This is a genomic window from Phenylobacterium sp., from assembly GCF_041916435.1.
In the GTDB taxonomy this organism is placed as follows: domain Bacteria; phylum Pseudomonadota; class Alphaproteobacteria; order Caulobacterales; family Caulobacteraceae; genus Phenylobacterium.
The window spans coordinates 776078-799990 of the sequence record NZ_JAYRZM010000001.1 but is presented as its reverse complement, the minus strand read 5'-3'; the positions used below and the strand labels follow the sequence as shown (position 1 = coordinate 799990).

Genomic DNA, 23913 nt, shown 5'->3' with positions numbered 1-23913 from the left:
AGCGGCGCTCGCTGATCGGTCTCAGTCGACCCTAGGCGCGGCGCCAGCCACGGGGTCCACCACGATAGGCTCGACGCGTCCATGGCCGAGGTCGAGGGCTTGCCGGCGGCCTGGCGGCGCGCGCGGCGAAGATCAACGGCGGGTCAGCGGCGCGAACGCCGTCACCTTGGTCTGGGTCATTTCCTCGAGCGCGAAACGGACGCCTTCGCGCCCCAAGCCGCCGGCCTTGAAACCGCCGAACGGCATGGCGTCGTGCCGGAAGTCCGACGACATGTTGACCATGACGCTGGACGCCTGAAGCCGGCGTGTGGCCGCCAGCGCCTGATCGAGGCTGCCGGTGAAGATCGCCGCATGCAGGCTGATCTCGGTGGAATTGGCCAGAGCGAGCGCCTCGTCGAGATCGTCCGCGGCGACGATGGAGACCACCGGGCCGAACGCCTCTTCAACTGACAGCCTGGCCTGCGCCGGCGTGTCGGCGAGCACGGCGGGCGCCAGCAGGGCGCCGCGCCGCGCGCCGCCCGTCAGCAGCCGCGCGCCCAGCCCGGTCGCCTCGCCGATCAGCGTTTCCACCCGGCTGGCGTGGTCGGCGTTGATCATCGGGCCGACGTCGACGGTTTCGTCCATGGGATCGCCCAGCCTGAGCGCGCCGGCCGCCGCGGCGAAGGCGCTGGTGAACGCCTCTGCGATCGGGCGCTCGACGAGGATGCGCTGCACGCCCACGCAGTTCTGGCCTGCGGCCCAGAAGGCTCCAGACACGCAGGACGCGACCGCGGCGTCCAGGTCGGCGTCGGCCATCACCAGCACTGGCGCGACGCCCCCCAGGTCCATGGCGTAGCGCTTCACGCCGCCCGCCCTGACGATCGCCTCGGCCGCCGCCGTTCCCCCAGTGAAGGAGATCATGCGCACGCAGGGATCGCCCGCCAGATGGCGCACCGCCTCGGGACCGCCGTTGATCACCGTGAAGACGCCCGGCGGCAACCCGGCCGCCTCCAGACGCGAGGCCAGGGCCATGGCGCTGAGCGGCGCGAGCTCCGACGGCTTGAGGATCAGGGCGTTGCCGCCGGCTATGGCTGGGCCGGCCTTGTGGCAGACCAGGTTCAGCGGATCGTTGAACGGTGTGACGCCGAGGATCACCCCCAGGGGCTCGCGCTCGAAGAAGCCCGTCACGCCTTCGGCCCCGGCGAAGGAATCGAACGGCAGGGTCTCGCCGCACAGGCGCCGGGCCTCGGCGGCCGAGAGACGCAGCGTATTGACGGCTCGGCGCACCTCCTTGCGCGCCTGGGCGATCGGCTTGCCCGCCTCCTGGGTGATCAGGCATGCGGCCCCCTCGGCGTCGGCTTCCAGGCTGGCGGCCGTGCGATCGAGGATGTCGCCCCGGGCGGCGCGGCTGAGACCGGCGGCGGCGACGGCGCCGGCGCGGGCGCGCTCGAGCGCGGCCTCGACCTGCGGTGCGCCCGCCGCCGGCAGTTCAGCCAGCACCGCGCCGGACCAGGGATTGCGGACGACCATGACGCCGGGACGCGAAACGCAGGCCGGCGCGGTCATGAACGTCCCCCGATCCGGGCTTTCAACTCCAGAAGGTCGGAGAGGAGCGCGAACGCGGTCTGGGCCCGCCCCGCGCCCGGCCCGACGATCGTCGTCGGGCCCAGGTCGTCGGCGTCCAGGGTCAAGGCGTTGGTCGGGCCGCTAACGCCAGCGAGGGGATCGCTGAGCTCCAGCCGCATCGGCGCGACCTCGGCCTCGATCCGCCCGTCCGGACGGCGCGACGCCCGGCCAATCAGCTTCCAGCGTCCGGGCGGGGCGCCGTGGGGCGCGTCGGCCACCTGACGCGGATCAAGGCCGCTCAGCCCCGTGCAGGCCACGTCGTCGGGCCGAAGGTCGGCGCCCAGCAGCAGATTGGCCAGGATGACCACCTTCAGCCGCGCATCATATCCTTCGATGTCGGCCGTGGGGTCGGCCTCGGCGTAGCCCTCGCGCTGCGCCTCCGCGACCGCCTCAGCCAGGGACGCGCCAGCCTCCATGCGGCCCAGCACGTAGTTGGAGGTGCCGTTGAGCACGCCCCAGAAACCGCGGAACCGCGCGCCGGGATAGGCCAGGCGCGCCGAGCGCAGGACCGGCGTGCCGCTCATGACCGCGCCCTCGAACAGGAAGTGGCCGCCCCGCGCCGCAGCGAGAGCCAGGAGCTCCCCCGCGCCAAACACCGCGGGCCCCTTGTTGGCCGCGACGACCGACTTGCCGGCCGACAGCGCGGCCCGGCAGAGCGCCAGCGCCGGTTCGCCGCGCAGCGGGTCGGTGACCGAGGCTTCGACGACGACGTCCACATCCGGGCTCGACGCCAGGGCGGCGTTGTCCGCTTCGGCCGAGCCGCCCGGCGCCGACTCCAGACCGCCCCGCTGGAGCGGCGCCTCGCGCAGCAGGTCGAGGTCCAACCCGCCGGCGGCGAACGCCGACCCCTGGTAGAGATCCGACACCGCCGTCACAGCGAAATCCCGGCCCACGTCGTCGCGGCGCGCGCGCAGCATGTCGACCAGCGCCCGATTGACGCCGCCAAAGCCCACAAGTCCAAGACGGATGGTCATCGCCCTCTCCTCCGCTGATGGATCGAAGGCTTGAGCTTGCGGCGCGGACACGACCGTGAACGCCGAGCGATGCGCTCATCACCGCACCGCCGATGAGCGATCCGCTCGGATCAGGTCAGTTCGACCGGGCTGTCCAGGGCGAAGGCGGTCGTGATGTCTGCGGCGCCCTCCAGCCGCGCCAGGCCCTGCCAAATCTCGCGCAGGCGCTGCTGTGACGGCGCCTGCAGCACCGCCAGGATATCCAGCTGGCCGCTCAGCACCCAGCAGCCCCGGACCTCCGGCGTCTTCTTCAGAAAGGCCAGCACGTCGCCGCCCCGCATGCGGTCGCGGCGCTGGATCAGCAGGACCGAGGTCAGCACCTCGGCGGTCGGCGGCGGCGCGCGCAGGGTGTAGCCGCCGATCACCTTGTCGCGCTCCATCCGCTGGATGCGCAAGCGCACCGCGTTGCGCGACAGCCCCACTCGGTTGGCCAGGGTCTGGACGGGCAAGCGGGCGTTGCGGGCCAGCTCCCGCAGGATCTCGCGGTCGTAGGCGTCGAGCGCCGTCACCCGGCCTGGGCTTCGTCGAAAAAGCGCCGGCACAGGGCGACCCACAGGGCCGCGCCGTGGCCGATGGCCTCGTCGTTGAAGTCGAAGTGCGGGTTGTGGAGCAGGCATCCGCCTTCGCCCGAGCCGTTGCCGAGCAGCAAGTAGGCGCCGGGATTTCGCTCCAGCAGGAAGGCGAAGTCCTCCGAGCCCATGAGCGGCGGAAATTCCGTGGCGACCCGTTCGGGCCCGACCACGTCGACTGCGGCGCGCGCGGCCAGGGCCGCGGGGGCCTCGGCGTTGATCACGGAAGGATAGCGCAGCTGATAGGTCAGGGACGCCGCGACGCCGTAGGCCTGGGCCAGGCCGGCGCACTGCATCTCGATGCGGCGGCGAATCTCGTCGCGGACCTTCGGATTGAACCAGCGGACGGAGCCGGCGAGCCGCATCTCGTCGGGCAGCACGTTGTAGGCCGAGCCGCCGTGGATGCGGGTCACCGCCAGGATCGCAGCCTCATTGGCGTCGACGTGGCGCGGCACGATAGTCTGCAGGTTGAGCGCGAGGGCCGCGGCGGCCGTGACGGCGTCGCCGCCCTCCGCGGGCATCGCCGCATGTCCGCCGGGCGCGCCGATGACGATGTCGAAGGTGTCGAAGCCGGCCGCGACAGGTCCGCCCCGAACCATGAACCTGCCCACCTCCAGGCCGGGCATGTTGTGCATGGCGAAGACGCTCTGCATGGGAAAGCGCTCGAAGAGCCCCTCCTCCACCATGCGACGGCCCCCGCCTTCATTCTCTTCGGCGGGCTGGAAGACGAAGCGGATCGGTCCGGGCGGAGGCCCGACGCGGGCGTGATGCTCGGCCAGATAGCGCGCGGCCGCCAGCAGCATGGTGGTGTGGCCGTCGTGGCCGCAGGCATGCATTCGGCCGGGGTGGCGCGAGACGTGCGCGAAGCTGTTGGCCTCCTCGATGGGCAGGGCGTCCATGTCGGCGCGAAGACCGATCGCCGGCGCCTGGCCGCCCGGCAGGACCGCCACCACGCCGGTCCGGGCCACGCCCGTATGGACCTCCAGGCCCCAGGCGTTCAGCCGCTCGGCGACGAAGGCGGCGGTGCGGGTCTCCTCGAAGGCCAGCTCCGGATGCGCGTGCAGGTCACGCCGCCAGGCGACGATCTCGTCGCGGCGCTCCTCGTACCAACGGCGAAAGTCGTCCATGCCAAGCCTCCCGCGGTTCAGGCGCCGAGGTCGTCGAGGAATTGCGCGACCAGCTCGCTATAGGCCTGCGGCTGATCGAAGAACGGCGCGTGGCCGCCGCCGGCGACCATCTGGCCCGCGCCGCGCCATAGGTTCTTCCAGCTCAGGTCGTCGAGACGCGAGGGATCGAAGAACGGCTCCAGCTCACCCTGGATGACCGCGATGGGGTTCGCCCACTCGGCCACAACCGTGCGCTGATGAAACCCCTCCTGGGCCGCCAGCCAGTGCTCGGCGAAGCGGGAACGCAAGCGCCCGTCGCTTCGGCGCGCGGCGGCGAAGAAGGCCTCCGGGATCGGCCGGCGCGGCCCGTAGACATGCCGCACATAGGCGCTCAGCTGGTCGGCGGACGGGTCCTCCATGAAGGTGACCTCCATTTCCTCGCTCTCGTGAAAGCTCTCGGCCACCTCGTCAGGACCGGGCCCGCACGGCGGTGTGCCGGTCAGGATCATGCCGGCCATGCCGACGCCCTGTCCGGCCGCCTCGATCGCCACGTGCCCGCCCAGGGACCAGCCGAGCACCACCGGATTGGCGAGCCCCAGCGCCGCGATCGTCTCGGCCGCTGTCCGGGCCATGCCGGGGATGGTGTAGGCGCTCTGCGGGTCGGCGGCGTTCGCCGCCTCGCCGCACCCGGGCAGGTCCATGGCGACCAGATGGCGCCCGCTGAGCGCCGGCGCCTCGAACATCCCGGCGAAGACGCCCTTGGACGCGCTGTTGCCGTGGATCATCAGCAGCGTCGGCCCGGCTCCGGGCCGGTCCCACACCGCGACGGGGCCCGCGGAGGTTTCGAGCCGGCGGGCCGTGACGCCGGCCGGCGGGGTTTCGACGAGGTCGCCCTGCACGCTCATGACCGTCTAGAACCGCCCCGTCAGGGTGACGCCGTAGGTGCGCGGCTCGCCGTAGGCGGTCGTCTGCAGCACCCCGACGGACGAACGGTCGTCCTTGTAGGTCTCATAGACCTCGTCGGTCAGGTTCTTGCCCCAGACGAAGGCGTCCCAGCGCTCGGTCCGAAGGCCGATCCGGGCGTCCACGACGCTGCGCGCGTCGCTCTCGAACCGCGTCGAGTTGGTCGCCTCGAAGTAGGTCGACGACTGCGAATTGAAGTCGACGCGCGCCACCACGTCGCCCATCGAAACCGGATGCGTGTATTCGGCCGCCGCGTGGAAGGTGAACTCCGGGGCGCCGATGACCCTATTGCCCGAACAGTCGGTCGAGCCGCCGCCCAGAGAGGTCGGGACCCCGCAGTTCTGGAACCTGTCGTAGGTGGCGTCGATGTAGCCCGCGGAGGCCTCCAAGCGCAGGGCCGGAGAGACATAGCCGGTCAGCTCGACCTCCGCCCCGTTGATCGTGGCCTTGCCGGCGTTGCTGAGCGTCACGCCGGACCCCAGGAGCTGGGAGACCTGCAGGTCATCGTACTTGGTCGTGAAGACGCTGACGTTGGCGCGCAGGCGCCGGCCGAACAGGTCAGACTTGACGCCGGCTTCGGTCGTCGTGGCGCTCTCCGGTCCCGCCGCGAGACCCTGGGTGGAACTGACCAGGTCCACATTGAACGCCGCGCTCTTGAAGCCGCGGGCGACGCGGCCATAGGCCATGACGTCGTCGTTGAACTTGTAGGAGAGCGAGACCGTGGGCGACAGGTCTTCGTCCGACGTATCGTTGGCGTAGCTCAGGCTGGGCAGGCCGAGCAGCTGGAAGACGCCGTCGCGGTCGTCCTGAACGAAGTCGACCGACTTGTCCTCCTTCGAATAGCGCAGCCCGAGCGAAGCGGTCAGGCGATCGGTGACGTGGTAGTCCACATTGCCGAAGGCCGCGTAGCTGGTGGTCTTGACCGAGCCCACCGTGGTCAACGCCGGATCGCCCGGAATGCCGAAGCCCAGGCCGATGGTCAGGATGCGATCGGTCTTGATGGTCTGGCGAGCGTAGTAGGCGCCGACGATGTAGTTGACCCGCTCACCCAGGTTCCCCGCCAGGCGCAGCTCCTGGGAGAAGACCTTGGTGGTGTCGCTCCACAGGTCGGACGACAGGTAGTCGACCTGGTTCTGGTCGTCGTCGAGCGAGGCGTCATAGGACGAGGTGCGGTAGGCGGTGATCGACGTCAGGGTCCCGAAGTCGAACCTGTAGGTCCCCGTCAGCGAGGCGCCGTAGTTGTCCCGCGACAGTGAATCGGGGCGGTTGTTGTCGATCTTGTGCGGCGTGGTCTCCTGGATCGTCGCGTTGGGCGAGGTGTAGCCGGCCAGATCCGTGACCTGGAAGAAGGCCGGATTGCCTCTGTCGTTGAGCCCGTCCAGCGACAGGACGACCTCGGCCCGGTCGCTCGGCGTGAAGTAGAGCTGCGCGCGATAGGACGCCAGGTCCAGCGCGTCGCCATCCTGGCCGCCGGACAGGTTCTTATAGACCCCGTCGCGCTTGACGTAGCCCACGGACAGCTTCCCGGAGAGCGTGTCGGCGATCAGCGGGCCCATGACATAGCCCTGCGCGCGGAAGAGGCCGTAGTCGCCGACCTCCACCTTCAGCTCGCCCTCGGGAACGCTGGAAGGCGTCTTGGTGGTGATGTTGAAGACGCCGGCGATGGTGTTCTTGCCGAACAGCGTGCCTTGCGGGCCGCGAAGGACCTCGACGCGGTCCACGTCGATCAGTTCCTGATTGTAGTTGTCCGGCCGCCCCAGATAGACGCCGTCCACATAGAAGCCGACCCCGGATTCCACGCCGATGTTGCGCACCAAAGTCGATATGCCCCGGATGCCGACCTGGCCTTGCAGAACGCCGGCGATGCCGCCGCTCATCGCCACGTTGGGCAAGGTGGCCGTGAGATGCTGGAAGTCGTTGATGCCGGCCGCCTGGATCTGCTTGGCCGTGATCGCGCTGATGGACGCCGGCACATCCTGGAGACGCTCGGTCACCTTGCGGGCGGTGACGACGATCTCCTCGACCTGACCGGCCTCGGCCGGCGCGGACTGGGCGGCCGCCATCTGCGCCGCGCCCAGCCAGGCGGCCAGACTGACGCCCAGCATCAGCATGGCCTTGCGATGCGGCACGACGAGTTCGGTTGGCAGACGCATGGTGAGGATCCCCCTTCGGCGCTTTAAGCCGAGCCAGGGTGCACATCTGTCGTCACGGCGTCTTTTGGCTGTCACACTACCTTTTTTTGGCGCGCCACTCTTTCGCCTGGATCGATTGCGCGCGCCGGTCGGCTATCGTCAGCTTGATGACGACATCAGCCGAAAGCCGCCGCGCGATGCACGAGTTCCAATGGGGAGATATCGACGACCTGCTGGCCTGCGCCAAGGTCGGCGAGTTCTCCACGACCAGCAGCGAGGAAGGTCAGGGCTCGAGCCTCAGCCGCATCGAACTGCACCCTCAGGACGGCGCCGGGGAGATCGAGTACTACGCCGACGACGATCTGCGCGTCCTTATGTTCGACTGCGCCTTTCGCGCGGGCCGCACCTTCTATGTGCGCGACGGCGACTGGATCCGGCTGAACTTCAGCCTCGACATCTACATCGACATGGCGTTCGGCTCGCAGCTCAGCGTCCAGGAGCTGCAGCCGTCCTGGCGGTTGATCCGCATGCCGCCGACCGACGTGGCCGTGGAGGTCGTCTCACCCAGCTCGCGTCTGCAGTGGGTGACCATCTGCTGCAAGCCCGAACGGCTGAGCCATCTGGCGGGCATCGACCCTGACGATCTGCCGTTCCGCCTGAAGGGCGCGCCGACCGCGGACGACGACATCATCTATCGGCCGTTCGCGCTCACGCCGGCGCTGAAGGCGTTGACGACCAATCTCATTGGCGGCGTGCGGCCGCGCGGCGGACTGGGCCGCGCCTACGTGGCGCGCAAGGCCGACGAGTTGCTGATCCTTGCGCTGGACCACCTGCTCAATGATCACAGCATCGAGTCGCTGCAGGTGCGGCTCACGGATCGCGACCTCGAGGCGATCCAGGCCGCGCGCATGATCCTGGACGAGAACCTGGCCCATCCCCCGACGATGAAGGCGCTGAGCCAGCGGGTCGGGATCAATCGCAACAAGCTGTACTACGGCTTCAAGAACCTCTTCCAGATGAGCGTTTCGGAGTACGTCCAGAGCCGCAAGATCGAGCTGGGCCGAAACCTGCTGGCGACGACCGACGTGCCCGTCTCCGACATCGCCGCGATGGCGGGCTTCCGCCATCAGTGCAACTTCTCCACGGCGTTCAAGGCGCGATATGGCGTCTCGCCCATCGTCTTTCGCCAGCAAGGCCGCCCGCCCCGTCCGATCCTGCGCGCGCCCGAACTGCAGGCATGACGCGCCGAGCCGGGCGCGCGCAGGATTGGCTCTGCGACCTCGCTGAGCCCCACGGCGTCGGCCCGCCGCCGGGCTGAACAGGAACCCGTCCCCGCGGATCGCCATCGGTCGGCCTTGTCGAGTGTCCGAAGCCGCAGGTTCGATCCCTGACCAGCCCGGGGGAATCGAACCTCGGGAGATGGAGGCCGGGCGCCAGGTCCGGACTTCGAGCATGGGCCGGATGTCGGCCGCTCACCCTTCAGGGTGCAGACCCGGCGCTTCCTGGCCCGTGCGGGCGACATATTCCGTGTAGCCGCCGCCGTACTGATGGACGCCCTCCGGCGTCAGCTCCAGCACGCGGTTCGACAGGGCCGCCAGGAAATGGCGGTCGTGCGAGACGAAGAGCATGGAGCCCTCGAAGTCCGCCAGGGCCGCGACCAGCATCTCCTTGGTCGCCATGTCGAGGTGATTGGTCGGCTCGTCGAGCACCAGCAGATTCGGCGGATCGAACAGCATCTTGGCCATGACCAGACGCGCCTTCTCGCCGCCGGACAGGACGCGGCAAGGCTTTTCGACATCGTCGCCGGAGAAGCCGAAACACCCCGCCAGCGTGCGCAACGCGCCCTGCCCCGCCTGCGGGAAGGCGTCGTCAAGAGACTCGAAGATGGTGTCCTCGCCGTCCAGCAGGTCCATCGAGTGCTGGGCGAAATAGCCCATCTTGACGCTGGCGCCGATGTTGACCGCGCCCTGGTCGGGCGCGGTGGCGCCGGCCACCAGTTTCAACAGCGTCGACTTGCCGGCGCCGTTGGCGCCGAGCACGCACCAGCGTTCCTTGCGGCGCACCAGGAAATCGAGGCCTTCATAGATCGGCTGGGCGCCGTAGCCCTTGTGGACATTGCGCAGGCTGATCACGTCCTCACCCGACCGCGGCGGGCTCCTGAACTCGAACCGAACCGACTGGCGGCGGCGCGGAGGCTCTACGCGCTCGATCTTGTCGAGCTTCTTGACGCGGCTCTGGACCTGGGCGGCGTGCGAGGCGCGCGCCTTGAACTTCTCGATGAACTTGATTTCCTTGGCCAGCATGGCCTGCTGGCGCTCGTACTGCGCCTGGCGCTGCTGCTCGCCGAGCGCGCGCTGCTGGTCGTAGAAGTCGAGATCGCCCGAATAGGTGATGAGCGAACCGGCGTCGATCTCCACCACCTTGCCGATGATGCGGTTCATGAAGGCGCGGTCGTGCGACGTCATCAGCAGCGCGCCGTCGTAGGTCTTGAGGAAGGCCTCCAACCAGATCAGGCTTTCCAGGTCGAGGTGGTTGCTGGGTTCGTCCAGCAGCATGCCGTCGGGACGCATGATCAGGATGCGGGCCAACGCCACCCGCATCTTCCAGCCGCCTGACAGCAGGCCGACATCGCCGTCCATGCGTTCCTGGCTGAAGCTCAGGCCGGCCAGCACTTCACGCGCCCGTGCTTCCAGGGCGTAGCCGTCCATTTCCTGGAAGCGCTCCAGCACCTCGCCATAGCGTTCCATGTTGGCGTCAAGGTCGTCGGCCTGATCCGGATCGACCATGGCCGCCTCGAGCCTGGCCATTTCGGCGGCCAGCGCGCTGACGGGACCCACGCCATCCATCACCGCGGCGACCGCGCTCTGGCCCGCCATCTCGCCGACGTCCTGGCTGAAATAGCCGATCGTCATGCCAGGATCGATCGCGACCAAGCCGTCGTCGGGCTGCTCCTGACCGGTCATCATGCGGAAGAGCGTCGTCTTGCCCGCGCCGTTGGGGCCGACAAGCCCGACCTTTTCGCCCTTCTGGACGCCCATCGAGGCTTCGATGAACAGGATCTGGTGGCCGTTCTGCTTGGAGATATTGTCGAGGCGGATCATGGGTCGGCCTGCTAGCGCGGGAGCGAGGCGAACACCACCCTCAGCCTATGGGCAGATCGCCCCAGGGCCGCAGCGCGACCGCCCCCATCCCTCGGACGTCCCCTCGGCTCAATTGTCACTTCCTGGACATTCTCCACCGCCGACTTCGGCTTGATGCGCTCGCGCGCCTGCGTCGCGCCGACAATGAGATCTGGGAGAAACGCCCGTGCTTCGTTCCCTGGCCGCGACGGCTGTCGCCGGCGCATCCGTCTTCGTCCTCGGCGCGCCGGCGCTGGCTGAGAGCGATCCGCCGACCGCCGCGACGATCGCCCACAACAAGGCCGTGGCGGCCGCCGCCCCCTTCGCCGACCGCCAGGACTTCGATTTCGCCAGCCGCGGCTACATGGGCACGCTGAAGGACCCGCTGATCCGCGCGGCGGACGGACGCGTCGTGTGGGATCTCAACGCCTTTTCCTTCGCCAAGGGCGACGCGCCGGCGACGGTGAACCCCAGCCTGTGGCGCCAGGCCGAGCTGCTGGCCAAGAGCGGCCTCTTCAAGGTGACCGACCGCATCTACCAGGTGCGCGGCTTCGACCTGGCCAACATCACCTTCGTGCAGGGCGACACCGGCTGGATCGTCATCGACACCCTGACGTCCGAGGAAACCGCGCAGGCGGCCTATGACCTGGTCAGCGAGAAGCTCGGCAAGCGGCCGATCACGGCGATCATCATCACCCATTCGCACGGCGACCATTTCGGCGGCACGGGCGGTCTGAAGCCGTTCATGACGGCGGACGCGCCGATCATCGCGCCCAAGGGCTTCATGGAGGCCGCGGTCAGCGAGAACGTGATCGCCGGCCCGGCCATGGGCCGCCGCGCCCAGTACCAGCTCGGCACGCCGCTGGCGCGCGGGCCGACCGGCACGGTCAACTCCGGCATCGGCCAGGGGCTGGCGATCGGCACGCAGTCGCTGCTGCCGCCGACCCGGGAGATCGAGACGACCGGGACCGAACTGACCCTGGACGGCGTACATCTCCTGTTCCAGGTGACGCCGGGCACCGAGGCGCCGGCCGAGATGAACATCGCCTTCCCCGACTGGAAGGTCGTGGACATGGCCGAGAACGCCAACGCCACCCAGCACAACATCCTGACCCCGCGCGGCGCCGTGGTGCGCGACGCCAAGCGCTGGGCCGACGGCCTGACCGAGGCGGCCGACATGTTCGCCGGCTACGACGTGATGATCACCAGCCACGCCTGGCCGCGGTTCGGCGCCGACGCAGTGGCCCAGTTCCTGGCCAAGCACCGCGACGCCTACGCCTATCTGCACGACCAGACCGTGCGGATGATGAACCAGGGCATGACGGGCGACGAGATCGCCGCGGCGATCAAGCTGCCGCCGGCGCTCGAGCAGGCCTGGTACGACCGCCCCTACTACGGCTCGTTCAGCTTCAATTCGCGGGCCGTCTACCAGTATTACATGGGCTGGTACGACGGAAATCCGGTGCACCTGGCGCCGCTGACGCCGCAGGACGGCGGCAAGCGCTATGTGGAGGCGCTGGGCGGCGCCGAGCGGGTGCGCGAGCTGGCCAAGGCCGCCTTCGACAAGGGCGACTACGCCTGGGCGGCCGAACTGCTGAACCGCGAGGTGTTCGCCGACGCCGGGGACAAGGCGGCGCGCGAGCTCCTGGCCCGGTCGTACGACCAGCTCGCCTGGCAAAGCGAAAACGCCTTGTGGCGCAACATGTACCTGACGGCTTCTCAGGAACTGCGTGAAGGCGTGGCCAAGGCCCAGGGCCTGGCCGGCGGCGGCATGGCCGCGGCCCTGCCCACGGCGGACATCTTCAGCCTGATGGCGACGCGCATCGATCCGGCCAAGGCCGGCGACGGCGCGGTCAAGCTCGCCTTCGTCTTCCCCAACCGCAACGAGCAGGTCTCGGTGACGGTGGAGAACGGCGTGCTGATCCACCGCGAGGCGCCGCCCAAGGGTCCGGTGGACGCCACCCTCACCGTCAACCGCGGCGATCTTCTGAAGGCGCTGGTGACGGGCGAGCCGCTGGCCGGCAAGATCGCCTCGGGCGAGGCGAAGATCTCCGGCGATCCGGCGGCCCTGGCCAAGTTCGTGAGCTGGCTCGACAAGCCGACGCCCGGCTTCGCGATCGTCACGCCCTAGCGGCGCTCAGCCGCGGCGGGGGCTCAGGCCCCCTGCCCGGCGCCCTTCTGCGCCCTGGCCGTCAGCCGGCCGACCAGCGGGCCCATGGTCGAGCCCTGGACGACGACCGAGAACATCACCACGACGTAGGTGGTCGCCACGATCAGGTCCTTCACCGGCCCCGCGGGCAGCGACAGGGCGAGCGCGATGGAGATGCCGCCGCGCAGCGCGCCCCAGGTGAGGATCGGCAGGGACAGGTTGAACGGCAGCAGCTTTCGCCAGAAGACCAGCAGCCCGGCGACCGAAAGCCCGCGGGCCAGCAGGATCATCGGCACGGCCAGCAGGCCCGCGCCCAAGAGGCCCACGCGGGCGCTCAGCGCCACGCCCTCCAGGCCGATCAGCAGGAAGAGCACGGCGTTCAGGATCTCGTCGATCAGCGCCCAGAACTTGATGAGGTAGTCGCGGGTGGTGTCGCTCATGGCGTAGGCGACCCCGTGGTTGCCGATCACCAGGCCGGCGACGGCCATGGCGACGGGGCCGCTGACGTGCAGCGGATGGGCCAGGGCGTAGCCGCCCATGACCACGGCCAGGCTGATCAGCACCTCGACGTTGTAGTTGTCGATGGAGCGCATGGCGCGGAAGGCGATCCAGCCGATGACGAGGCCCAGGAGCGCGCCGCCGCCGGCCTCCTCCAGGAAGAGCTGGCCGGCGTGGCTGAAGGTCAGCGCCTCGCCGCCGGTGGCGGCGGCGAGCAGGATGGTGAAGACCACCACGCCGACGCCGTCGTTGAACAGGCTCTCGCCGCCGACGGTGGCCTCGAGCGTGGGCGGCACGCTGGCGCCCTTCAGGATGCCGAGCACGGCGACCGGATCGGTGGGGCTGATCAGGGCGCCGAACACCAGGCACCAGATGAACGGCGCCTCGACGCCGATGAGCAGGCTGATCAGCTTGAAGCCGGCGGCGATCAGCACGGTGGAGACGACCACCCCCAGGGTGCTGAGCGCGATGATCGGGCCGCGCCCCAGGCGCACCTGGGCCAGGTCCACGTGCAGGGCGCCGGCGAACAGGAGGAACGAGAGCATCCCGTCCATCAGGGTCGACTGGAAGTCGACGCGCTCGAGGAAGTCGCGGGTCAGGCCCGCCAGGTCGCTGCCCGGCAGGGCGCGGTCGATGCCGATGACCACCAGCGAGGCCAGCGCGCCGACGATGGTGAGCGCGATGGTCTGGGGCATGCGCAGGAAGCGATGGTTCAGATAGCCGAGCACCGCGACCAGCACGATGACGATCGCGGCCGCGTCGAACGCCGACAAGGCGATCAGGTCCATGGCTCATCCCCGAAACGCGGCGCTTCGCCTCGCCGCCCCGCCGAAGTAGCCGAGCCCGCCGCGGGCGTCACCCGCCGAGCGCGCGGTAGGCGACGTAGACGGCGACGACGAGCACCAGGGCGGCGAACAGCCGGCGGCCCAAGAGGGCCCTGCCCGCCAGGAACCGCGCGCCCTGCAGGCCGATCCAGCCGCCGACCGCGCCGCCGGCGATGAAGAGGCCGGCCACCGGCCAGTCGACCAGGCCCGACAGGGCGTAGTTGGTGGAGGTCGCCGCGCCGAAGATGGCGACCGACAACAGCGAGGAGGCCGTGGCGTTGGCCAGGGTCATGCCAGTGGCCGCCATCAGGCCCGGCACGATCAGGAAGCCGCCGCCGATGCCGAAAAAGCCGGCGGCGAAGCCGGTGACCAGGCCCATGGGCGCGAGCCGCGCCATCAGCCGGGCGGTGATGTGGACGGCCGGGTCGCCCTCGTCCTTCGGCCTGCGCAGCATCGAAAGCGCGATGGCCGCCATGGCGAAGGCGAAGAAGAGCAAGAGCCGCTGGCCATCGACCATCTTGGCGACGGTCGAGCCGGCGAAGGAGCCGGCGAGCCCGGCCGCGGCGAACACGCTGGCGCAGGGCCACTTCACCCGCCCGCCGCGGGCGTGCCCCATCAGGTTCATCGCCGCGTTGACCGCCACGGCGGCGGTGGAGGTGCCGATGGCCACGTGCGGGTCCTTCACGCCGACTACATAGAGCAGCAGCGGCGTGGCCAGCACCGAGCCGCCGCCGCCGAACAGGGCGAGCAGCAGGCCCACCGCCGAGCCGCTGAGCACGGCCAGCACGATCGTCGTGACGGTCAGGTCCATGGTCAGGCGCCCCTCTCCCGCCGCCGGCTCATCACGCCGGCCAGGGCCTCGAGCAGGGCGGCGGCGTCCTCGTCGGCGATGCTGTAGAAAATCGTCTGGCCCTGGCGGCGGGTGGCGACGACGCGGTCGCTGCGCAGGCGGGCCAGATGCTGCGACAGGGCCGATTGCGACAGGCCGACCAGCTCGGCGAGCTGTCCCACGGAAAGCTCTCCGCCACGCAAGGCGCACAGCACCAGCAGGCGATGCTCGTTGGCCATCACGCGCAGGAGATCGGCCGCCTCGCGGGCGTTGGTTTCCAGGTCGCTGACGACGTGCGTTGGTTTCGCCATGTGACGAATATATGCCATGTTGCTAATTTAGCAATGGTGCATATATTGGCGGTGAAAAGGAGCCTGGCATGTCCGTTCAGCATCACGCCTTCTTCCACGAGGCCACCTCGACCATCACCTATCTGGTGTGGGACGAGCAGACCAAGGACGCCGCCGTCATCGATCCGGTGCTCGACTACGAGCCGAAGTCGGCGACCGTCTCCACCGTCTCGGCCAACGCCGTCATGACATACGCAGCCGAGCGCGGGCTGAAGCTGCGCTACGTGCTGGAGACCCACGCCCACGCCGACCACCTGTCGGCCGCCGACCACATCCGCAAGACGACCGGCGCGAAGGTGGTGATCGGCGACCACATCGGCCAGGTGCAGGCCCATTTCGCCCCGATCTTCGACGCCGACGACGTCACGCCCGACGGCTCGGTGTTCGACCGGCTGGTGGCCGACGGCGACGAGCTGCAGCTCGGCGAATCGACCATCGGCGTGATGCACACGCCCGGACACACCGCCGCCTGCGTGACCTATCTGATCGACGGGTCGGCGTTCGTCGGCGACACCCTGTTCATGCCTGACTACGGCACGGCGCGGACCGACTTTCCCGGCGGGGACGCGACCACGCTCTACCGGTCGATCCAGCGGATCCTGTCGCTGCCGCCGCAGACGAAGATCTTCGTCGGCCACGACTACCTGCCCGAGGGGCGCAAGAGCTTCGCCTGGGAGACCACGGTGGCCGACGAGCGGGCCAGGAACGTGCACGTCCATGAGGGGGTGAGCGAGGCCGAGTTCGTGCAGCGCCGCCAGGCGCGCGACGCGACCCTTGCGCCGCCGGTCCTGATCCTGCCCTCCTTGCAGGTGAACATCCGCGCCGGCGCCCTGCCCCCGCCCGCCGCCGACGGCAAGGTCTTCCTGCGGTTGCCGGTCAAGGTCGTCTGAGCCCCCGATCCCAGGAGCAAGCCATGAGCTACTATTTCGCCAAGACGCTGCAGGCGCCGTTCGCCGACGCCGTCGCCAAGGCCCGCGAGGCCCTGGCCGCCGAGGGCTTCGGCGTGATCACCGAGATCGACGTGCAGAAGACCCTGCAGACCAAGATCGGCGTCGATTTCCGGCCGTATCTGATCCTGGGCGCCTGCAATCCGGGGCTGGCCCACGAGGCGCTGAAGCTGGAGGACAAGGTCGGCGCCATGCTGCCCTGCAACGTCGTGGTGCAGGACCTGGGCGAAGGCCGCGCGGAGGTGGCCGCGATCGACCCGGTGGCCTCGATGCAGGCGATCGACAATCCGGCGCTGAAGGAGAAGGCCCAACTCGTCGCCGACAAGCTGAAGGCGGCGATCGCCCGGCTCTGAGCCGGCTTGCCTTCCGTGCGGGCAGCCGCGGTCTCCTTGGCGCACACAGGGAGGATGCGGCATGGCCAGGGTGGTGAAGATCGGCGGCGGGGGCGGATTCCTGGGCGATTCCTCGGTCGCCGCGCCGCAACTGCTGGCCGCCGGCGGCCTCGACTACATCATCCTCGACTACCTGGCCGAAGCGACGATGGCTGCGCTCGGCCGGATGAAATCCGCAAGTCCTGACGAGGGTTATGCGCGGGACTTCACCGAATGGGTGTGGAAGGACAACCTGCGTGAGCTGAAGGCGCAGGGCGTGCGCATGGTCACCAACGCCGGTGGGGTGAACCCGCGGGCCTGCCGCGCGCGGATGGAGGCCCTGGCCCGCGAGGCCGGGCTGGACTTCAAGATCGCGGTCGTCGAGGGCGACGACCTGACCCCGCGGCTGGCGGAGCTGGCCGGCCGGGGCCTGACCGAAATGTTCACCGGCGCGCCCTTCCCCGACACCGCCAAGGTCTTCACCGCCAACGCCTATCTGGGCGCCAAGCCGATCGCCGCGGCGCTGGCGGCCGGCGCGGACATGGTGATCACCGGACGGGTGGTCGACAGCGCCCTGACCCTGGGCCCCTTGATGCACGAGTTCGGCTGGACCGAGGCCGACCTGGACCGGCTGGCGGCCGGATCGCTGGCCGGCCACGTGATCGAGTGCGGCGCCCAGGCGACCGGCGGGCTCTTCACCGACTGGGAGGACGTGCCGGACTGGGCGCACATCGGCTATCCGATCATCGAATGCCACGCCGACGGGAGCTTCGTGGTGACCAAGCCGGCCGGGACCGGCGGGCTGGTGTCGCCGGCGGCGGTGGCCGAGCAGATCCTCTACGAGGTGGGCGATCCCCAGGCCTACGCCCTGCCCGACGTGGTGTGCGACTTCGCCCAGGTGAAGGTCGAGGCGGCCGGGCCGCAGCGGGTGCGGGTGACCGGCGCCAAGGGCTATCCGCCGAGCGGAAGCTACAAGGTGTGCGTCACCTTCCAGGACGGCTCGCGCTTCCTGGGCGCCATGCCGGTCGTCGGGCGCGACGCGGCCAGGAAGGCCGAGCGCCAGGCGGCCGCGGTGCTGGAGCGGGTGAGCGAGATGCTGCGCGACCGCAACCTGCCGCCGTTCCGCGACACGCGCATCGAGGTGTTGGGCGCTGAGTCGAGCTACGGCGCCAACGCCCGGCCCGAGGCCCGGGCGACCCGCGAGGTGGTCTGCCGCGTGGGCGCGGAGCACGAGGACGCCGCCGCCCTGAAGCTGATGACCCGCGAATTCGCCTCGCCGACCACCTCGATGAGCGTGGGCTCGACCGGCTGGTTCGGCGGCCAGCCGACGATCTCGCCGGTGAGCCGGGTGTTCTCGGTGCTGATCCCGCGACAGGACGTTCCCGCCGCCGTGGACCTGGACGGCGAGCGCCTGGAGGTGGCGGTGACGCCGCCGCAAACGCCGTTCAGCGCCGAGATGGTCGAGCGGCCGCAGCCGCCGGCCGCGCCGAAGGCCGAGGGCGAGATGGCGAGCGTGCGGCTGATCGACCTGGCCTGGGCCCGGTCCGGCGACAAGGGCGACGCCTTCAACGTGGGCGTGATCGCCCGACGCCCCGAATATCTGCCCTGGATCCGCGAGGCGCTGAGCGAGGCCGCGGTGAAGACCTTTTTCGCGCACGAGTTCGAGGGCGCGCCGAACCCGCAGGTGATCCGCTACGAGGTTCCCGGCCTGGACGCGCTGAATCTCCACTGCATCCAGGCGCTGGGCGGCGGGCAGTTCGCCAGCCTGCGGCTCGACCCGCTCGCCAAGGGCAAGGCCCAGCAGCTTCTGGACATGGAGCTGGCGGTTCCCGCGGAGCTGGCGCCGCAGACCTGACCGGCGAAATGAAATCGCGGTCATGAAACAAGCCGGCCCTCGTTTGGCCGCGAGCGACGCCTTATGTTCAGGGCCGATCGAACGCGTTTCAGGAGTCCGCCATGCGTGTCCTGCCCATCGCCGCCCTCGCCGCCGTCGCCTTCGCGACCAGCGCCTCGGCCGAGGTCTATTCCAGCCAGGCGCCGGCGCCTGAGGTCACCGTCTCCGTCGGGCCGAAGCTGCAGAAGCTGGCGCACGACAAGTACGGCGAGCGGGACATCAACGAGCTGGCCGCCGAACTGCAGCGCGACGTGCAGCGCGAACTGGGCCGCACCGGCGCCCTGGCCGGCGGCCACGTGGACCTGGTGCTGGTGGACGCGGTGCCGAACCGGCCGACCTTCAAGCAGCTTTCCGACAAGCCCGGGCTGTCGTTCCTCAGCTTCGGCGTCGGCGGCGCGCGGATCGAGGGCAAGGCGGTGAGCGCCGACGGCGTGGAGACGCCGATCAAGTACAGCTGGTACGAGACCGACATCCGCAACGCGCCGATGCAAACCACCTGGTCGGACGCCAACTGGACCATCGACCGCTTCGCCCGCCGCGTGGCGCGCGGGGAGCTGCTCGCGTCCCGATAACGCCGATATGGCTTGCCCCAGCGAGCGCCGCAGGGTCTGATCCGCGCGTTCATTGAGGGATTTGCATGACGAACGAGCGGCGGTCGAATTGGACCCTGGCGGCTTTGGCCTCCCCCTGTCTTCCGTTGGCCGGCCTTGGCCTGCCGCTGGTGGTTTATCTGCCGGAGTTCTACGCCAGCGAGCTGGGGCTCAGCCTGACCGCGGTCGGCACGGCCTTCATGGCGGTGCGCTTCCTTGACATGGGATTCGACCCGTTCATCGGCTCGGTGATGGACCGCACGCGCACGCCGCTCGGCCGCTTCAAGCTGTGGTTCGCCATCGCCACGCCGATGCTGATGCTGGCCTCGTACATGCTGTTCATGGCCAAGGCGGGCGTCAGCGAGCTCTATCTGTGGTTCTGGCTGCTGGTGGTCTACGCCGGCTTCTCGATCGCCACCCTCGCCCACCTGGCCTGGGCCGCGGTGCTGTCGCCCAACTACGACCAGCGGTCGCGGATCTACGGCTTCTGGCAAGCCGGCAACGTCGTGGGCATGATCCTGGTGCTGACCCTGCCGGCGCTCTTGCCGCTGGTCGGGGTGAAGGGCCACGCCCAGGGCGTGGCGGCCATGGGCTGGTTCATCGTGATCCTGATGCCGGTGTTCGTGGGCCTGGCGCTGTGGCGCGTGCCGGAGCCACGGATCACCACCAAGCCCAAGCACGCCGGCCTCAAGGAATACCTGGCGCTGATCCGTCGGCCGTCCGTGGTGCGCATCCTGGTCGCCGACCTGTTGATCGGCACGGGCCCGTCGATCACCGGGGCGCTGTTCTTCTTCTTCTTCCAGCGGGTGAAGGACTTCGAGAAGGGCGAGGCGAGCGCGCTGCTGCTGATCTATTTCATCGGCGGGCTGGTCGGCGCGCCGGTGTGGACCTGGCTTTCCATGCGCATCGGCAAGCACCGGGCGCTGGCGATCTCCGGGGTGGTCTACGCGACCATGACCATGTCGGCCCTGCTAATCCCGCCGGGCAACCTGCCGATCGCGGCGATCCTGATGTTCATGATCGGCGTGCCCTACGCCGCCGGGGCCTTCCTGCTGCGGGCGATGATGGCCGACATCGGCGACGAGGAGCGGCTCGAGAGCGGCGAGGACCGCACGGGCCTGCTCTACGCCCTGCTGAACGGCACGGTGAAGGTGGCCGCCGCCGCCGCCGTGGGCGCGAGCTTCACCGCGCTGCAGGCCATGGGCTTCGACGCCAAGGCCGAGGGCGTCGACACCGGCCTGGCCGGCCTGTCGTTCCTGTTCGCGGCGATCCCGGCGGCCCTGGCCCTGATGGCGAGCTGGATCGTCATCGGCTTCCCGCTCACCGCCGAGCGCCACGCCGAGATCCGCATGGCCCTGGCCGAGCGCGACCTGGCCGAAGGCGAGGCGCTGGCCATGAGCGAAGTCGTCGTCACCGAGGAGATCCATGTCGCCGCCCGCCTCGCCGAATAGGGCGCAGGCCGAGGCCGAGCGCCCGATCGATCGCCTGCTGGCCATCATGGCGCGGCTGCGCGATCCCGAGGGCGGCTGCGCGTGGGACCTGGAGCAGACCTTCGCCACCATCGCGCCCTACACTGTCGAGGAAGCCTACGAGGTGGCCGACGCGATCGAGCGCGGCGACCTGAAGGACCTGAAGGAGGAGCTGGGCGACCTGCTCCTGCAGGTGGTGTTCCATGCGCGCATGGCCGAGGAGGCCGGCCAGTTCGACTTCGAGGACGTGGCCGAGGTCATCTCCGAGAAGATGATCCGCCGCCACCCGCACGTGTTCGGCGAGGCCGACTATCGCACCAGCGCCGAGCAGACCGAGGCCTGGGAGGTGGTGAAGGCCGCCGAGCGCGCCGGCAAGGGCCGCGACGGCAGCCTGCTGGACGACGTGCCGGCCGGCCTGCCCGCCCTCACCCGCGCGGTGAAGCTGACCAAGCGGGCCGCCCGCGTCGGCTTCGACTGGCCGCACGTGGACTTCGTGCTGGCCAAGCTGGAGGAGGAGATCGGCGAACTGCGCGCCGAGATCGCCGCCGGCGACGCCGAGCTCGCCCGCCAGGAGCTGGGCGACGTGCTGTTCGTGATGGCCAACCTCGCCCGCAAGCTCGACATCGAGCCGGAGGACGCCCTGCGCTTCACCAACGCCAAGTTCGTGCGCCGCTTCCGTTTCATCGAGGCGGCGCTGGCCGAGCGCGGCAAGACGCCGGACGAGTCGAGCCTGGAGGAGATGGACGCCCTCTGGAACGCGGCCAAGGCGGCCGAGAAAGCCTAGGGCGGCGCGCCGGCCGGCAGCACGACCTGCTGCGCCGTGGCCTTGGCGACAAGCTGGCCGTCGGGGCGGCGGAAATCCACCTCCACCGAGACCAGCCGCCTGGTGCGGGCCACGACGCGCCCTTCGATCCGCAGGGCGAGCGCCGGGCTGACGCGAAAGTACTGCACCGCCAGATTGGTGGTGCGGAACACCTCGTCTTCGGCCATCACGGTCATGGCGGCGAAGGCGGCCGACTGGTCGGCGAGCGCAGCCAGGTGGCCGCCGAACAGCGTCCCGTCAGGCCCGATCACCGCCGGGTCAGGCTCCCAGGTCTTGCGTGTCCAGCCCTCGCCCCAGTCGTCCAGCAGGCCCATGCGCAGGGTGCGGGTCACCAGGGGAACATCGGCCGCGCCGGCCTTCAGGGCGTCGAGCCGTTCGGTCCACCAATTCATGCGGGTCTCCTTTGCGCGGCGACTTTCCGAGCTAAGCTCAGGTTTCGAAACTCGCCTTTGAGCGCGTGGGAGGGACGATGGCCGCGGAGCCAAGGCGCAGGCCGAAGCAGGAGCGCTCGAAGGCCACCGAGACGGCCGTGCTGGAGGCGGCGGCTCAGATTCTGGAGGAGGCCGGCGAGGCCGGCTTCAACACCAACCGGGTCGCCGAGCGGGCCGGCGTGAGCATCGGCTCGCTCTACCAGTACTTCCCCAACAAGCAGGCGATTCTGGTGGCCCTGTCGCGCCGCGAGGTCGGCCGGATGCGCGAGCGCATGGCGGCGGAGATCGCCGGGGCGGCCGATCCGGTGCGCGTGATCATCCATCGCCAGATCCACGCCTTCGAAGGCCGGCCGACCCTGCGCAAGGCGGTCGTGCGCGCGGCGATGGCCGAGGAGAGCGCACGCGCCCTGGGCGGCGAGACCGACCGCACGCGCGCCTTGCTGCCGCCGATCGAGGGGCTGACCAGGACCGAAGCCTACGCGATCAGCCGCGCGGTCATCGGCGCGATCCGCGCGGCGGTGCTGGAGGAGCGGCCCGAGCTCTATGAGCCCGAGTTCGAAGAGGCGCTGATGACCCTGGTGGACGGCGTGCGGGCGCTTGCGGCGGCGCGGTCAGCCGCCGCGTAGCTCGGCGCTGGGGAAGAGCTGCTCGAACTGGCCGAGGGCCTGGGGCGTCAGCCGCACGGCCAGGCGCACGGCGCCGTCGTCTTCGGTGGTGCGGTCGATCACCCGGCCGTGGCGATAGAGCCAGGCGATGGCCGCCCCCTCGCCCACCGGCACGTGCGCCTCGACGGGGGCGGCTTCGTCGACCAGGTCGGCGACGGCGGCCAGCAAGGCGTCGCAGCCCTCGCCGGTGACCGCCGAGACCAGGATCGCCGGCGGATGGGCGCGGCGCGCGTCGCCTTCCAAGAGGGCCCGCTGATCGGCCGGAACCTGGTCGATCTTGTTCCAGACCTCCAGGACGTTGCGCTCCTCGATGTCCACGCCCAGGCGATCGAGCACGCCGCGCACGTCCTGCGCCTGCGCATCGCTTTCCTCGCTGGCGATGTCGCGAACGTGGAGGATCACGTCGGCCTCGCGCACCTCCTCCAGGGTGGCGCGGAAGGCCTCGACCAGCTCGTGCGGCAGGTCGGAGATGAAGCCCACGGTGTCGGACAGGATCGCCGGGCGGCCGTCGGGCAGCTTCAGCATCCGCAAGGTGGGGTCCAGGGTGGCGAACAGCATGTCCTGGGCCACCACCTCGGCGGCGGTGAGCCGGTTGAACAGGGTCGACTTGCCGGCGTTGGTGTAGCCGACCAGGGCCACGGCCGGGTACGGGTGGCGCTGGCGCGCGCCCCGCTGCAGGGTGCGCGTGCGGCGCACCTCGACGAGGTCGCGCTTCAGCTTGCCGATCTTCTCGGCAAGCAGGCGCCGGTCGGTCTCGATCTGGGTTTCGCCGGGCCCGCCCATCACGCCGAAGCCGCCGCGCTGGCGCTCCAGGTGGGTCCAGGTGCGCACCAGGCGCGAGCGCTCGTAGGACAGGCGCGCCAGCTCCACCTGCAGGCGGCCCTCGCGGGTGCGCGCGCGGCGGGCGAAGATCTCCAGGATCAGGCCGGTGCGGTCGATCACCTTGGCCTTCCAGGCGCGTTCCAGGTTGCGCTGCTGCACCGGCGTCAGCGCGTCGTCGACGACCACGACGTCGATCTCGTCGGCTTCAACGGCCTCGCCGATCTCGGCGACCTTGCCCTTGCCGAACAGGGTGGCGGGCGTCAGCCGGCGCAGGGGCGCGATCAGACGCCCCTCGATCACCAGGTCGAGCGCCATCGCCAGGCCGACGGCTTCTTCGAGCCGGGCCTCAGCCGTGCGGGAGAAGCCACGCTCCTCCCGGTCCGGGTGGATCACGAGGGCGCGCTGGGGCGGCGCCTCGCGGTCAATGAATTTCGCGGTCAATCCGCCTCGTCTTCCGCCGGCTCGTAGAGCTGCACGGGCTGGGCCGGCATGATGGTGGAAATGGCGTGCTTGTAGACCAGTTGCGACTGGCCGTCCCGGCGCAGAAGCACGCAGAAGTTGTCAAACCAGCTCACCACACCCTGCAGCTTCACGCCGTTCACCAGGAAGATGGTCAGCGGCGTCTTGGATTTGCGCACGCTGTTGAGGAACGTGTCCTGCAGGTTCTGTTTCTTGTCGCTCATTGGCTTTTCGCCCTTTGTTTTGATCGGAGGACGACACCGCCCTCCACACACGCAAGTTGAG

General features: G+C 69.8%; 22 protein-coding genes. 9 read left to right on the top strand and 13 right to left on the bottom strand.

The genetic code is table 11. The features are described 5' to 3' along the window. Positions 1–132 precede the first annotated feature (132 nt). The 6 genes from ACE3TA_RS03940 to ACE3TA_RS03915 all read right to left on the bottom strand — a co-directional run bounded on the left by ACE3TA_RS03940 (position 133) and on the right by ACE3TA_RS03915 (position 7409). Complete coding sequence (locus tag ACE3TA_RS03940; protein ID WP_374570645.1) at positions 133–1545, bottom strand: aldehyde dehydrogenase family protein; 1413 nt, start codon at positions 1543–1545, stop codon at positions 133–135. Then, positions 1542–2579 (bottom strand): homoserine dehydrogenase, encoded by a 1038-nt coding sequence (locus ACE3TA_RS03935; protein ID WP_374570643.1) that lies wholly within the window; start codon positions 2577–2579, stop codon positions 1542–1544. Before ACE3TA_RS03935 ends, ACE3TA_RS03940 begins: the two co-directional genes overlap by 4 nt. Positions 2580–2689: 110 nt before the next feature. After that, positions 2690–3127, bottom strand: a complete 438-nt coding sequence (locus ACE3TA_RS03930) for an Lrp/AsnC family transcriptional regulator (protein ID WP_374570640.1) — start codon at positions 3125–3127, stop codon at positions 2690–2692. Beyond that, a complete protein-coding gene (locus tag ACE3TA_RS03925; RefSeq protein WP_374570638.1) occupies positions 3124–4314 on the bottom strand; it encodes a M20 aminoacylase family protein in 1191 nt (396 codons plus the stop codon). The genes ACE3TA_RS03930 and ACE3TA_RS03925 overlap by 4 nt, the downstream gene beginning before the upstream one ends. A gap of 17 nt (positions 4315–4331) precedes the next feature. After that, on the bottom strand, positions 4332–5198 hold the full coding sequence (locus tag ACE3TA_RS03920) for an alpha/beta fold hydrolase (RefSeq protein ID WP_374570635.1): 867 nt from the start codon (positions 5196–5198) through the stop codon (positions 4332–4334). A 6-nt stretch (positions 5199–5204) separates the two neighbouring features. After that, a complete protein-coding gene (locus ACE3TA_RS03915) occupies positions 5205–7409 on the bottom strand; it encodes a TonB-dependent receptor (protein ID WP_374570633.1) in 2205 nt (734 codons plus the stop codon). A 176-nt stretch (positions 7410–7585) separates the two neighbouring features. Between ACE3TA_RS03915 and ACE3TA_RS03910 the strand changes: the two genes are divergently transcribed. After that, complete coding sequence (locus ACE3TA_RS03910) at positions 7586–8629, top strand: helix-turn-helix domain-containing protein (protein ID WP_374570631.1); 1044 nt, start codon at positions 7586–7588, stop codon at positions 8627–8629. Positions 8630–8860: 231 nt separating this feature from the next. On the opposite strand, the gene ACE3TA_RS03905 is transcribed toward ACE3TA_RS03910, so the two are convergent. After that, positions 8861–10489, bottom strand: a complete 1629-nt coding sequence (locus tag ACE3TA_RS03905; RefSeq protein ID WP_374570629.1) for an ABC-F family ATP-binding cassette domain-containing protein — start codon at positions 10487–10489, stop codon at positions 8861–8863. Positions 10490–10694: 205 nt separating this feature from the next. On the opposite strand from ACE3TA_RS03905, the gene ACE3TA_RS03900 reads away from it, so the two are divergent. Further along, positions 10695–12638, top strand: a complete 1944-nt coding sequence (locus ACE3TA_RS03900; RefSeq protein WP_374570627.1) for an alkyl/aryl-sulfatase — start codon at positions 10695–10697, stop codon at positions 12636–12638. A gap of 23 nt (positions 12639–12661) precedes the next feature. Here the strand turns inward: ACE3TA_RS03900 and ACE3TA_RS03895 are convergent, their stop codons facing one another. The 3 genes from ACE3TA_RS03895 to ACE3TA_RS03885 all read right to left on the bottom strand — a co-directional run bounded on the left by ACE3TA_RS03895 (position 12662) and on the right by ACE3TA_RS03885 (position 15118). After that, the gene (locus ACE3TA_RS03895) at positions 12662–13942 is read right to left on the bottom strand and encodes a cation:proton antiporter (protein ID WP_374570625.1); all 1281 of its coding nucleotides are present in this window, start codon (positions 13940–13942) and stop codon (positions 12662–12664) included. 67 nt (positions 13943–14009) lie between these two features. Next, positions 14010–14789, bottom strand: coding sequence for a sulfite exporter TauE/SafE family protein (locus ACE3TA_RS03890; protein WP_374570623.1), 780 nt, complete (start codon positions 14787–14789; stop codon positions 14010–14012). Positions 14790–14791: 2 nt separating this feature from the next. After that, positions 14792–15118, bottom strand: coding sequence for an ArsR/SmtB family transcription factor (locus tag ACE3TA_RS03885; RefSeq protein ID WP_374570621.1), 327 nt, complete (start codon positions 15116–15118; stop codon positions 14792–14794). 68 nt (positions 15119–15186) lie between these two features. On the opposite strand from ACE3TA_RS03885, the gene ACE3TA_RS03880 reads away from it, so the two are divergent. The 6 genes from ACE3TA_RS03880 (at position 15187) to mazG (ending at position 21212) form a co-directional block, all read left to right on the top strand. Next, positions 15187–16047 (top strand): MBL fold metallo-hydrolase, encoded by an 861-nt coding sequence (locus ACE3TA_RS03880; protein ID WP_374570619.1) that lies wholly within the window; start codon positions 15187–15189, stop codon positions 16045–16047. A 23-nt stretch (positions 16048–16070) separates the two neighbouring features. After that, positions 16071–16457: a DUF302 domain-containing protein gene (locus ACE3TA_RS03875; protein ID WP_374570617.1), complete on the top strand. Its 387-nt coding sequence runs from the start codon at positions 16071–16073 to the stop codon at positions 16455–16457. Positions 16458–16518: 61 nt separating this feature from the next. Further along, a complete protein-coding gene (locus ACE3TA_RS03870; RefSeq protein WP_374570615.1) occupies positions 16519–18330 on the top strand; it encodes an acyclic terpene utilization AtuA family protein in 1812 nt (603 codons plus the stop codon). 101 nt (positions 18331–18431) lie between these two features. Beyond that, a complete protein-coding gene (locus tag ACE3TA_RS03865; RefSeq protein ID WP_374570613.1) occupies positions 18432–18941 on the top strand; it encodes a hypothetical protein in 510 nt (169 codons plus the stop codon). 65 nt (positions 18942–19006) lie between these two features. After that, positions 19007–20410 (top strand): MFS transporter, encoded by a 1404-nt coding sequence (locus ACE3TA_RS03860; protein ID WP_374570611.1) that lies wholly within the window; start codon positions 19007–19009, stop codon positions 20408–20410. After that, a complete protein-coding gene (mazG, locus tag ACE3TA_RS03855; RefSeq protein ID WP_374570609.1) occupies positions 20385–21212 on the top strand; it encodes a nucleoside triphosphate pyrophosphohydrolase in 828 nt (275 codons plus the stop codon). The genes ACE3TA_RS03860 and mazG overlap by 26 nt, the downstream gene beginning before the upstream one ends. On the opposite strand, the gene ACE3TA_RS03850 is transcribed toward mazG, so the two are convergent. Next, complete coding sequence (locus ACE3TA_RS03850) at positions 21209–21643, bottom strand: PaaI family thioesterase (protein WP_374570607.1); 435 nt, start codon at positions 21641–21643, stop codon at positions 21209–21211. The two genes, mazG and ACE3TA_RS03850, sit on opposite strands and share 4 nt — an antisense overlap. 77 nt (positions 21644–21720) lie before the next feature. Between ACE3TA_RS03850 and ACE3TA_RS03845 the strand changes: the two genes are divergently transcribed. After that, complete coding sequence (locus tag ACE3TA_RS03845; protein ID WP_374570605.1) at positions 21721–22308, top strand: TetR/AcrR family transcriptional regulator; 588 nt, start codon at positions 21721–21723, stop codon at positions 22306–22308. On the opposite strand, the gene hflX is transcribed toward ACE3TA_RS03845, so the two are convergent. Together hflX and hfq are read right to left on the bottom strand one after the other, a co-directional pair. Continuing rightward, positions 22294–23610 (bottom strand): GTPase HflX, encoded by a 1317-nt coding sequence (gene hflX / locus ACE3TA_RS03840; RefSeq protein WP_374570603.1) that lies wholly within the window; start codon positions 23608–23610, stop codon positions 22294–22296. The genes ACE3TA_RS03845 and hflX overlap by 15 nt on opposite strands. Continuing rightward, a complete protein-coding gene (hfq, locus tag ACE3TA_RS03835) occupies positions 23607–23852 on the bottom strand; it encodes an RNA chaperone Hfq (RefSeq protein ID WP_332043542.1) in 246 nt (81 codons plus the stop codon). Before hfq ends, hflX begins: the two co-directional genes overlap by 4 nt. Positions 23853–23913: the final 61 nt, after the last annotated feature.